The organism is Spirochaetia bacterium 38H-sp (assembly GCA_039023545.1).
In the GTDB taxonomy this organism is placed as follows: Bacteria; Spirochaetota; Spirochaetia; order Winmispirales; family Winmispiraceae; genus Rarispira; species Rarispira pelagica.
In genome coordinates this window covers 197,242-210,629 of sequence record JBCHKQ010000001.1, presented here as the reverse complement: position 1 = coordinate 210,629, position 13,388 = coordinate 197,242, and the positions used below count along the sequence as shown (strand labels likewise).

General features: G+C 41.7%; 4 protein-coding genes. 1 reads left to right on the top strand and 3 read right to left on the bottom strand.

Annotation, left to right across the window (positions count from 1 at the left end; translation table 11 throughout):
• Positions 1 to 298: 298 nt before the first annotated feature.
• Genes WKV44_00845 through WKV44_00835 form a run of 3 tightly spaced genes read right to left on the bottom strand, consistent with a single transcriptional unit; the run spans position 299 to position 3,229 of the window.
• Positions 299 to 1,477 (bottom strand): phosphoglycerate dehydrogenase, encoded by a 1,179-nt coding sequence (locus WKV44_00845; protein MEM5947084.1) that lies wholly within the window; start codon positions 1,475 to 1,477, stop codon positions 299 to 301.
• A gap of 2 nt (positions 1,478 to 1,479) precedes the next feature.
• A complete protein-coding gene (serC, locus tag WKV44_00840; protein ID MEM5947083.1) occupies positions 1,480 to 2,556 on the bottom strand; it encodes a 3-phosphoserine/phosphohydroxythreonine transaminase in 1,077 nt (358 codons plus the stop codon).
• Positions 2,557 to 2,575: 19 nt separating this feature from the next.
• Entirely contained in the window at positions 2,576 to 3,229 is a 654-nt protein-coding gene (locus WKV44_00835; GenBank protein ID MEM5947082.1) for a redox-sensing transcriptional repressor Rex, read from the bottom strand.
• A 354-nt stretch (positions 3,230 to 3,583) separates the two neighbouring features.
• Between WKV44_00835 and WKV44_00830 the strand changes: the two genes are divergently transcribed.
• Positions 3,584 to 13,366, top strand: coding sequence for an Ig-like domain-containing protein (locus WKV44_00830; protein ID MEM5947081.1), 9,783 nt, complete (start codon positions 3,584 to 3,586; stop codon positions 13,364 to 13,366).
• Positions 13,367 to 13,388 lie beyond the last annotated feature (22 nt).

Genomic DNA, 13,388 nt, shown 5'->3' with positions numbered 1-13,388 from the left:
AGTCAATATTTCTCTTAAGGACAGCAGAATATATTTGGCTCTGCCTTCTTTTGTTAGCTATTGCGAACAACAGTCTCACTCTCTCTCAAAAACTTTTCTGTTGTAAACCCCTATTTTGAGGACTTGTTTATCTTTTTTTAGCTGGCGGAGCTTATAAAACGCAATATTGGTATGGACAAAAAGGACAATCTGCCTGACTACCTTTTTTAAAGCTTAAGATTAGGTTGGGAAATCTACTTATCTTGATTAAGAAAAAAGCCGGATACGAGAGTATCCGGCTGTTCGATTTTTTTTGTTATCAATTGTTTTCTGGTTTTATGCATCTTACCATTATTACCCCTTCTATCTGTCTTAGTCTGTGCATAAGGGTATCAGGGATATCTCCGTCTACGTCTATTATATTGTATGCTATGCTGTTTCTATGTTTGTTTAGCATGTCACTTATGTTTATATTGGATTCTCCGAGTACTGCTGTGATTTTTCTCACCATGTCCGGTATATTTTTGTTGGCTATGACAAGACGGGTGTTTCCGCTTATGTCCATTTCGCAGTTGGGAAAATTGACAGAATTGCGGATGTTTCCTTTTTCCAGGAAGTCTCGGAGTTGTTTTACTGCCATTACCGCACAGTTTTCTTCTGCTTCTGGTGTGGATGCTCCCAGATGTGGGATGGGAATGACTTGCTCACACTTGAGTAGTGTTTCGTCTGGGAAATCTGTTACGTACCTGTCAACTAATCCTTCTTCTATTGCTTTGAGTATATCCTGGTTATTTACAAGACCTCCTCTTGCAAAGTTGAGTATTTTTACTCCTTTTTTCATCAATTTGAATTTTTCGTAGTTAAGGAGTCCGCGTGTGTCGTCCGTAAGGGGGACATGGAGGCTAATATAGTCTGCTTCTCTTATTAGTTTTTCCAGAGTTCCTGCTCTCCTGACCTTGCTAGATAATCCCCATGCAGCTTCTACCGATATGTATGGGTCGTATCCCACTACATCCATCTCTAAAGCTATGGCCGCATTTGCAACCATTACTCCTATTGCTCCGAGTCCTATTATTCCAAGGGTCTTTCCCTTGAGTTCCGGACCTGCAAACTTAGATTTTTCTTTTTCCACAAGAGCTGGTATTTCATCGCCCCTGTCAGCTATGGAACGTACCCATTCTATAGAGCGAATTATTTTTCTGGAGGATATGAGCAGTCCAGCTATAACCAGCTCTTTTACGCTGTTGGCATTGGCTCCAGGGGTATTGAATACTACTATCCCTCTCTCTGTGCATTTTTCCACGGGTATGTTATTGGTTCCCGCACCTGCTCTTGCTATTGCCAAAAGTCTATCACCCATAGGCATGTCATGCATCTTGGCACTTCTTACAAGTATCGCATCAGGATTGGAAAATTCCGATGCAATTTCATATTTATCTCTGGGAAAGATATCCAGACCTTTTGTTGCTATTTTATTGAGGGTTTGTATTTTATACATATTTATCTCCTGTTTTCCTTTTCGAATTTTTTCATAAATTCGACAAGCTTTTTTACGCCTTCTACAGGCATTGCATTGTATATACTTGCTCTAAGTCCTCCTATGTCCCTGTGTCCTTTGAGATTTACTAGACCATTTTTGGCTGCTTCGTCAAGAAACTTTTTTGTAAGTTCTTCTGTGGGTAGAAAAAATACGACATTCATGATGGAGCGGTCTTTTTTTTCTGCCATTGTTGTAAAAAGTTCGGAGTTGTCAAGAAAATCATAGATTATAGAAGCTTTTTCTAGATTTCTCTGGTATATTGCTTCCACTCCGCCCTGTTTTTGAAGCCACTTTAAAACAAGCCCTACCATGTAGATATTATAGCATGGAGGTGTGTTAAAGAGTGAGTTCTTTTCTGCATGTGTCTTATAGGCAAGCATTGTGGGAGTGTTCTCTGGTTCTCTTCCTATGAGATCTTTTCTGATTATGACTATCGTAACACCGGCGGGACCCAGATTTTTTTGTGCTCCGGCATAATATATGCCAAATTTGTTTATATCCACAGGTTCTGAGAGTATGTTGGAGGATGCATCTGCTACTATTGCAGCGTCGGTTTTGGGAAGAGAGGTATATCTTGTCCCGTATATTGTGTTATTGGTTGTTATGTGCAGATATTCTATATCTTGTGGGATATTCTGTACTTCTGGAATATAGCTATATTTTTTATCCCTGGAGCTTGCAAGAATAAGTGTCTCACCTATTTTTTGTGCTTCTTTTATTGCTTTTGTTGACCATACACCTGTGTCTATATAAGCTGCCTTCTTGTCTCTTGTAAGAAGGTTTATGGGAACCATGGAAAATTGGAGAGATGCTCCTCCCTGCAAAAACAGGACTGCATAGTTCTCGGGGATGTTCATTAGCTTTCTCAGATTTTCTTCTGTTTCCTTTATAATTTTATCATAAACAGGAGAGCGGTGGCTCATCTCCATTACTGACATCCCAGAGCCCTGGTAGTTGAGCATTTCTTCTGCTGCCTGCTTTAGTACCTCTTCCGGAAGTGCGGAAGGTCCTGCGGAAAAATTGTAAACTCTTTCCATTTCTTTCTCCTTATCAGGCTTACAGCCTGGCTGATAATATGCGTATCTCGTTTCTAAGAGATACATTGCGTACAGGGATGCCTATGGCATCCTCTGCCAATGTTACTGGTGTAAAATTGATTATTCCTTTTATTCCACCCTTTTTTAGTCTGTATACGCTGTCTTCCACTGCTCTGGGTGGAACTGCCAGAATTGCAATTTCTATATGCAGTTGGCTTATCTTTTCTGTAATCATATAAGATGGAAACAGCTCTGTTTCCGTTTGTATTAGTTCTAGCTTGTTTATGTTGCTGTCAAACCCTGCCACTATCCTGTATTCTGGCACGGTTATCTCGCTGTATTTTAAAATTGCTGAGCCAAGACTTCCCAGCCCTACAATGCATGTCCTGTGCTGGTTTTTTATATTTAATACCTCTATCAGTAGAGTTTTTAGTTGTTTTATATTGTATCCTCTGTTACCGCTCGATATTTTGTCCTCAATATTGTTTTTGTGTCTTAGAACCAGACTAAGGTCTTTTCTTATAATATCTGGGCTGTGTCCGAGGTTTTCCCCAAGTGTTCTGGAAGATATAAAAACAGCGCCCTCTTTTTCTGCTTTCTCGAGCATGCCGTATAAAGCTGAGAGTCTTTCTAGAGTAGGAATAGGGATTGTTTTTTCTGTGAAATTTGTCACAATAAACTTAGGATAATTTTTTACAAAAAAAAAGTCAATACCTCAAGTTAAACCATATGAAATGTCGTTATGTTAACTGTAACATGTTGTTTTATGTTAAAATTGTTAATTATGCGTTTTGAATAGGTATTATGAAATTTGCAAGATTTTAAGCGCATCTTATGTGGAATTTATTTTGTTGTGTGAATTTATTTTGTAAGGGCTTTTGCTTCAATAACTTGTTGAGGGATGTGTCTGTTGTCGTGGCACGGTTATTGCATGCATATATACGCTAATACTGTGCATAGGAGATATATTATGAAAGCAGCTTATGCTTCTAAAAAATATAAAAAATCCCATAGGAAGGGGGCGTCTATGAAACGCAACGAAAAAAACAATTGGGGAGTATTCTTTCTGGCTTTCTTAGGCCTGCTTATGCTTATCTTTTCTTCATGTAATGTAGGATTGGGAGAACAGGTTGATATAGATAAGCCTACAGTGGCCTTATCCAGTCATTTGTCCGGAGAGTATGTCAGTGGGCAGGTCGTCCTGTCTGGTACTGCTGTGGACGATACGGGGATAGCCTCTATAGAAATTTCTTTTGACAGGGGAACAACTTTTGAGAAGGTTTCCGATGTCCAGAAAAAAGGAGATCAATATACATGGAGCTACACATGGGACACTTCGTCTCTTTCTGATGGGAGATACTATGTTGTCTTGAGGAGTTTTGATTCTGCCAACCATAAGTATACTAGTGATGAGTTTGTTTTTATCGTAGATAATCAGCCTCCGGTGCTACTGGTTACTTCTCCTTCCAAGGGAATAAGCTCTTTTAACCAGTCTTTACCTTTTAGTGTTCATGCTTCCGATTATTCGCCAATATCTTCTTATGGTATAGATGTGTGGGCAAGTGCAAACGCAGGCGATCCTGTTTCCTCTTGGGAGCATCTGTCCGGTTATCCTGTAACTCAGTCTCAATCTTCTTCTCCATGGCAGTATACATTTGATTCAACTCCTTATACTACTGTAAACAGGCAAAGATATTTTCATTTTGTAGTATGGGCAGAAGATGCAGCTGGTAATGTGTCATCTAATTTTTATCACACTGAGGATATTACCGCATTAACAGGAAAGAACCTTACTGTAGAGCAGCTTTCACAGGCTCTTGCCGGCAATCCTCCTACTGATGTTACATCTACTCCTTCTGAGATACAGGCTGTGGCTTTTGTTTATGATACGGATACTGCTTCTGCTTCGCCTATAACGTTTTATTGTGATGAGGACGGTGATAATCCATGGATAGAGCCGGTAACTCCCACTGCTACCGGTACTGCAGTTCCTACCATGCTTCCTTCCGATGTGTTAAAGCTTAGACTAAGAGATGATGACAGCATCGATGATGCTACAATACAAGTTATGCTGGAAAAGCCGGATACCTCGCAAGCAAGTGTTCCCTTTACTGGTTCTTTTACTCAGGTTTACGGATGGACTTCTCCTGAGTCTGTTCCTGTTGGTGTAATCAGTGTTACTGCTGATACTACAGAGGGAAACAAAAATATCGAGTTAAAGTATGATATGGGTGGTGTCCAGGGTAATTATAGAATTCATGTGCAGGCTCAGGATATAAATGGCACTTCCGTTTCTTATCAGTATGATTATAGTGTAAGTGCAGGAAAACCCAGTATCACACTCACTTCCTATCCTTCTTATGTTAAGAATTCTTTTACCATAGAAGGTACTGTCAGCTATGCGGCAGGAAGTGTGGATAATGTAAAATACAGCATAGAGTATGGTAGTACGGGAACATATATAGTACAGGACCAGCTTGCAGAATATCCTGCAGCAGGGCTTGGCAGCGATGGATGGCGTATAAATGTGGCTGACCTTACTGCTCTTGATCCGGGTGTTGCTACTTATGAGGGGGCTCTTGCGATACATGTAACTGCTACAGCAGGAATTACAGCCGAGACTATATCAAAATATATAATAAGAGATGCAAGTGCTCCCACCGTCTTTATTACAAACCCTGTTTCTACGGATTGGCTTGTAGGTGCAAGCTATCAGGCGACAGGTAGTGTAAGTGATAGCCCGAGTGGTGTTGCTCTTGTAGAGGTATCTACCGATGGCAGCAATTGGTCTCCTGCTTCTCTCAATGGTTCTTCCTGGTATGGTACCATTAACCTTGCAGTTCTTTCTGAGGGTAGCAATACCCTTTATGTTAGAGCAAAAGATAATGTGGGTAATATAAGCAGCCCTGTTTCTGTCAATTTTGGAATAGATCAGAACTTGCCTTCTATCAATGAAACGCTTCTTGGTGGAGATGTAACGCGTGGTGTTACCTTCTCTATAGGAGGTACTGTAAGTGACAGTAATGGTCTTGCCTCTTTGGTCGTAAGGCAGAAGAAAGACTCCGGTGCTTATGTCGATATATATACTGATAATGGTCTTACAGGTGCAAGCGCAAGCTGGCAGGTAGATGGTCTTCCGGCTTCTCCTGAGACTTTGAGTGACGGAGTTTTTACCTATCAGGCTGTTGTTACTGATATTGCAGGTAAGAGTACTTCTATAACCCGGATGGTTACAATAGATCTTACAGGTCCTACTGTTACGATAAATGCTCCTCCTGTGGGCGCATTGTTGCAGGGAAGCGCATATGTCCTTAGTGGAACAGCTCAGGATGTAGGCAATGTAAGTCCTGTAGAAGATGTTAGATACTGGATAGGTGACAGTGGTTTAACACCGCCTGCAGATTATACCACATGGAATACAGTTACAGGTACTTCTTCATGGTCGGCAAGCATAGATCTTGCAACAGTGGGCGAAGGAAACAAGGAACTTCATGTTATTGCAAAAGATGCGGCACAAAAATGGGGAGCAGAAACTGTTGTTGCATTTACAGTGGATCAAAGTACACCCGGGATATCTTCTCTTTCCCTTGGATCGGGCACACAGTATCGTTCCGGTGATTTTAGCATAGATTTTACTGCTACTGATACCAATGCTCTTGCTTCTGTTGTGATAACAGAAAACGGGACAGAAATATATAATCAGCCTCTTTCTGGTACAAGTCAGGCAGTTAGTGTAAACAGAACAGGTCTTACGGATGGTACTTATGAATACAGTATAACTGTAACCGATGTCGCAGGGCGGTCTACAACGCTTAACAGGACGGTATTGCTTGACACTCAATCTCCATCGGTAGAGTACAATATAGCTCCTCCTGTTACGTCACCCAGCGACTTATTTAATGGTATTGTTTCTCTCTCTGGGATAATTACGGATGATAATCCCATTGCCTACTTATATTGGTATGTAGGTTCTGTTAGCACTGTTCCGTCTTATACTGTCAATAAAGATTCTTCTGGACTGGCCACGGGACTAGGTGGGCTTACTGCTGGATGGCAGGAATATGTTGCTGCCAATAAAAAAAGCTGGAATGTCAATGTTGATACACGCTCTCTTTCTGATGGAACCAATTATGTAAGGCTTCTCGCTGTGGATAGAAATGGAAATGTTGGTACTGCTCTTTATACTATGGAAGTCCTGCAGTCTTCCGATGAACCTGTTATAACAGTTACCGAGCCTGCTTCCGGTGGTTATGCTGGACTTGGTCAGGTTGTACGAGGTACTATCAGCGATGATGATGCTGTAGATATTTCTTCTGTTGAGGTAAGATATAATGACGGTTCTTCCTGGAGTTCCTGGTCTTCGGCTAATGTGACAGGTAGCGGCAAAACAGTAAGTTTTAGCTATACCTTGCCTGCTCTGGGCGCTGATGGCCCAAAGCAGCTGGAGGTAAGAGCCAGTGATAGTATAACAGCAAAAATATCGGGCGATTCTGCAGTCAGCACCGTAACACCTACTTTAAGTTTTACATACGATGCTACATCTCCCGTACTTGCTGTTTCTACTCCTTCTTCAAACCAGACGTTTGTGAGCTCTTTTACTGCAAGCGGAACTGTTACAGAACAAAATCTGGATTATATAAGGCTCAAGGTTGATAGTGGAGCTTGGCAGACCATTACAGCTGCCGGTTCTGCTCCCAATTATACCTGGACATATGATATGTCTTCTGTCTTCTCAACTCTTGCAGATGGTCCTCATACTATCACGGTAGAGGTTGCAGATACAGTGGGACAGACCAGTACAAGCCAGATAGTATTTTACAAGGATGGTGCAGGTCCTGCTGTTGTATTTACAAGCATAACAGAGGGAGCAAATACAATACTTACATCAGCTACACCTGCTGTCAGTGGAAGCATATCGGATGAATATTCTACGGTTAGCAACACAATAAGATACAGATTGGATGGTGCCAATACTGATCCGTGGAATACTGCTACGGTAACAGTATCAGGTAAGACAGGCACATGGCGTGTTGATGTTAGCGGCCTTTCTGATGGTGCGCATACTATAGATATACGGGCTACAGATTCCCTTGGTAATACCAGTGATGTTTTGGATGTAGCCTTTAGAATAGATAGAAACAGCCCATCGATTGTCATAAGTTCTCCTGCTTCCGGGACTGTTTATGGTACTGTAGGTTCTGGCAATGTATTTACCATAAGCGGGACAGCATCTGATGCTCTGCTTGCATCCGTAAGTGCAGACTTGGAAGGTAATTCTCTGAGCAACTCAGGGACAACTACTTCGTGGTCATTCTCCGTAAGTAAGACACTTTTTGATTCCCTTGCAGAGGGAAGTCATGCCATAACTATAAGTGCAACGGATGATGCTGGCAGAACAAGCAATACGATATGGCAATTTGTAAAGGATGGGCAGTCTCCTACAGTATCGTACTCCAATATCCAAACAGACGGCAGTACTGTTCTGCAGAATGCAGCGTCCACAATAACAGGTAGCATATCCGATACATATGGCATATCCTCTATGGAAAGCAGACTCGAAAAATACAACTATGCAACAACTACGTGGTCACTTATAGAAGACTGGACATCTCTGGGTGCAACTGGAAATCAGACTGTAATAATCTGGAACAAAGACTTGACTCCCCTATCATTAACAGATGGCTGGTACAGAATTTCTATACGTGCAACAGACCTTGCTCAAAATACGTCCAATACAGTAACTTCTGGACCAATAGAGTTTAAAATAGACAGTCAGATACCCACTCTTACTATTAATGCTCTGTCTTCTTCTTTTCAAAATTCGGATTTTGCTTTGACAGGTACTGCAAGCGATTCAAATACCATAGTGAGTGTTCTCATAAAGGTTGATGATACTGATTTTTCTACCGGAACAACAGCAGCTTCTAGTTCCGATAATTATGCCACATGGTCAGTAACAGTACCTACCGGAAGCTTGTCTGCTGGCGAACATACGGTTTATGTTCTTGCAACTGACAATGCGGGTAGAACAAGTATGCTGAGCAGACAGTTTACTCTTGATAATGTGGCTCCTACTATCAGTATCATAGAACCTCTTTCTCAAAGCAGAGTAAACGGACAAGTGGAAGTTAGAGGAACGAGCTCCGATAACAATGCAGTACAGCTTGTAGAATATAGAATTGGTAAGGCAGCTTCTACATGGCAGACTTCTGGTCTGTCTGGCGGATTGTACAGCTGGAGCTATACATTTACTGATATAACTTCTTATGCCAACAGCACCGATGCAACAGAGATCGATCCTGCAACGGGCAATCCTCAGTCGGGAACAAACATATGGGCATTGCCTTTTAATATAAGGGTTACAGATGTTGCAGGTAATCAAACAACAGAGACAACATATGTGCTCTGGGTGGATCCTGCTATGGATACTCCTACTGTTACGGTTGTCAGCCCGGCTGATAATGAGGTTGTAGGTGGTACTGTAAGACTCTCAGGATTTGCCAATGATGATGATTGGGTAAACAGAGTTGAGGTAAGAATAGATCCAACCGGTACAGGTTCTTCTTATGGTGCATGGCAGGATGCCACTCTGATAAATAGCGGAACACAGGTTAACTGGTATCTTAATATAAACGAGGATGGTTCTCTCAATCCTGCTCCTGGAGACATAAGACAGGTTCTGGTTGATGTTAGAGCGGTTGATACCAAGGATTATTCTACTGATGGTGTTGTTGGTGATATCACAACTCTTACTCTCAGATTTGACAGCTCTGTTCCTGTTATAGAGAATCTTGAGATACAGAGAAGCAGTGGAGAAGTGGTATCCTATACTACAGGTGTCAGAGCATCTGGAACATTTGATATAAAGGCAATAGTACGTGACGAAGGTGGATTATCCAGTATAGAGTACAGACCGGAAGGAAGCACTTCTTTTACAAATGTACTGTCTGATTCTACTATAGTAACTCCTCCACCGGAGATTACAGCAGGTAATTTCCGTCCTGGTGTAAAATATCTTATTACAAACGTGGGAAGCACTGATTTTACAGCCATAGGAGCAAGTGGAAATACGGCTGGTATCACCTTTACTGCAACCGGAGCAGGTAGTGGAACTGGAAGAGCTTATATGGCTATTGTGCCTCCTCTAGTTTCTATAACAGAGCTTGTGGCAGGCAAAGCATATGCTATTTTCTCCGTGGGAACTAGCAACTGGACTACTGTTGGAGCTTCTGCCAATCAAGTAGGAACACCCTTTGTTGCAAGTGGTGCAGGAACGGGTACCGGCATTGCTTACGAGCTTTTGCAGCCGTCTAACCTTGTTGCAGGTACTTCTTACACCATATACGAGCCAGGAACATTTGACTGGACAACAGTAGGGGCATCTAGCAGCAGTGCTGGCATTACCTTTGTTGCTACAGGAAGCGGTGCTGGGTCAGGTTTTGCCTTTGAGCCTGCAAAGCAGAGCTTTGTGTATCAGTTTGACCTGCAGATAGATTCTACCACAATAAACAGCGGTGCATATGCAGGAACGTCCGGTTTTTACGGACTGGATATAAGGGCAACGGATAATGCAACACCTTCTCCCTATATGACACAGCAGAGTCTCAATATCCAGATAGATAACTACTATCCTGGAGCAGAATACCTTGCTAACGCCAATGCTTCTTCGTCCGGATACAATATACAGGGTAGAGCATGGGATAGTGGAACGGGTTCTGGAAGTATCCAGGGGATAGATAGTATTGTCCTGTACTTTGAGAGAAACAGCAGTATGCTTGATCTCAGCGGAAATACAGGGGGAACATGGACCACTCTCACGGTAAAAGACCAAACTCAGGGCGGTGCAACAGCAGCCATAAGCTTCCCTGCAAACTCCAGCACGGGAATATGGATTGACAACAATGAGATAGGTACAGATCTTGATGGTGATGGGTATGTAGAAGGTTTCTCTGACAATGGTATTTATAAAGAATGGTTTGCTACCTTTGATACGACAGTCTTTGCAGATGGGCCGATAACGTTACATTATGTTGTGATAGATAGAGCAGGAAACGCAACACATTATACTCAGAACTTATATATAAGAAATAATGCACCAGTTATAACCGGAGTAACTCTTGGTACTGACCTCAATGCAAATGGAACAGTAGGTGACCTTACGGAAGAAACGAGCCTTTATACTACTAATTACGATACAAGTAATTTTAAAGCAAGAAATAATAGACTTCAGTTTAATGTCGCTACAAGCGGAGGAAACGGTACAAAATATTATGGCATAAGGTATATAACAGGGCAAACAACAGGTGTAGCTGCTACGACTCTTGTACAAGGTAATGTTTATACAATAGAAACTCTTGGAGATACGGATTGGACTCTTGTTGGCGCTTCCTCCAATACAGTAGGCGTAACCTTTGTTGCAACGGGGGCCGGTACAGGAACTGGTACGGCCATATCTTATACCACGACAGAACTCAATAGTACTTTGAGCAGTAATGTAGTTACAATAACGGATTTTACAGGAATACCTGATTCTGCAAGCGCTAATGATAGGAAGTTTATTGTCAAGGTTTACGATAGTACTGTAAATCCCGGAGCAGAGGCAGATCAGCTTGCCGATGTTGTAATAGTAGGTCTTACAATAGAGAATACAGATATAATAGCTCCTACCATAAATGTGGCCGACTTTGGCAATATGTATTCTATAGATCAGAATGATGCCAACAAGACTCTCGGAACCGTAAGTGCTTATGAGGATAACATAGTAACAACAGGAAGCGGCTCAAGTCTTGTAAAGCATGGTTATGTACAGTATGCAGCAGCAAGTTCCGACTCTGATGCTGATATAAGTGGTAAAGTAGTCTTCCTGGGGAAAGTCTATGATAACCAGAATATAAGCAGAATAAGCGTAACGATACCTGGATATGACGGAGGAAACGGCGTAGGTAACGCTTTTGATATAGCTACTTTGTCAGGCTCCACGCTAGTTTCTGCTAACAGTGCAAGCATAGCTGATGTTGCAGCAGGAACCGCAGACTGGGCATTTGAGGTAGAGCCTTCTTCTGAGTATCTTACTATCGACAACGGGCATGTTCTCAACTGGAAGTTTGCATGGGATAGTTCCAAGGTGTCTGGTGTTGCAGTTCAGAATGAGACATTTATTTTTCAGGTATATGATGCGGCAGGCAATCCCTCAGCAAGTGCTACAAGTGTAAGTGCTGATATAGTCCCATATATTACTGATGTGGAAAGAGATACTGCTAATTATAACACCTATCGCTCCAGACATGGATGGTACAGCCTCAGGAGGGGCGACAGTGTTACTATAAGTGGTTTCAACCTATTTAACAACACTACAGATACAGTAACCTTTGGCAGCAGTGCCGCAGTTAATCTTCCGGGTGGAGCAACTACTACAAGTTTTACTGTAACATTACCTTCTGATGCTACAAGTGGGGCTATAATTTTGACAGTAAACGGACAGCAGGCAATAAACAATATTAATGACAACACGGAGCCTTACAATCAAGAATATGATTACAATATATCCGGTTCTGAGCTCTGGACAGATGACAGGTATGTACATGTATGGCAGTCTGACAATAGCACAGGCACTACTTCTTCCGGATATTTTACAGGTAGCGATCAACCCGTACATCCTGCTATGACTATAGATCCTGTAAATGGATTATTATATGCATCATGGTCATACTATCCTTCTTCCAGTGCTTTTATAGCTCCTATAAATGGTGCAAGGCAAAGTATATTTAGCCTCTACGATCCTCCTGAGCATACGGATATCGATTTTGGTAACAGAGCTGTTGTGGCTTATAATGCCAACTATTACAATGGTAACTCTACCTATGGTGGAATGTATGTATGGGATAGCCAAGCTCCTTCCAATACCTACTCAAAATATTTCTATGCCGGAGAGAATATGAGTCATGATTCTTATCTCATGCAGTTTATAAATGAGAGAGTTGTTGCAGATGGGGATAATATACATGTAAGCTACTATGATGTGGATACCAAGTCTCTAAAATATCAGTATATACTTAGTGGTGATGCCAGCACAGCAGAGCATCAATGGGTAAATCTTGATGGTGGCTCTGATGGTGATGATACTCAGATCGTAGGAACAGGAAGAGTCAGTGCAGCGGGAGAATTTAGTGCAATAGATGTAAATCCCAGCGGATATCCGGTAATAGCATATTATGATATTTCCAGACAGACTGTGCGTATCGCAAGATCTAACAGCACAACGCCAACCAATGCAAACAATTGGCAATTACAGGATGTTCTTGCTACATCGGATTCCAACTATCAATATTCTGGAAAATACATATCTATGAGAATAGATTCCGCAGGATATCTTCATATGGTATTCTTCCGTGTAAGTACGGGAGACCTAGTGTATCTCAAATCTACCAACAATCCTACTAATGGAACCACTGCATATACATTTGGTCCCTCTGTCATTATAGACAGTAATGGCTCTGTAGGATTGTGGGCTGATATAAGTCTCGATGATAATGATATGCCTGTCATTACATACTTTGATTCTGCTCTTGTTAACACGTTTGATGCTATTAAAATGGCATACTATGATCCTGCATTGGAAACATTGAGTGGAGATGTGGCAGGCGAGCCGGATACCATAGACGGTTGGGAGACAATGTATGCAGCTCTCAATTATGATGTAGATCAGAAGAGATTAAGTATAGAATACGATACTGGTAACAATAATTCATGGTGGGCTGCAATAGGATATGCTTCTAGTGACTATTATAGGGTTGCATACTACATAAAATAATAACGATTATACCGAACGAGGC

What these genes read in the sequence shown, in the direction of transcription:
- WKV44_00845 (MEM5947084.1), bottom strand. Translation starts at nt 1,477, where the DNA reads ATGTATAAAATACAAACCCTCAATAAAATAGCAACAAAAGGTCTGGAT.
- serC (MEM5947083.1), bottom strand. Translation starts at nt 2,556, where the DNA reads ATGGAAAGAGTTTACAATTTTTCCGCAGGACCTTCCGCACTTCCGGAA.
- WKV44_00830 (MEM5947081.1), top strand. Translation starts at nt 3,584, where the DNA reads ATGAAACGCAACGAAAAAAACAATTGGGGAGTATTCTTTCTGGCTTTC.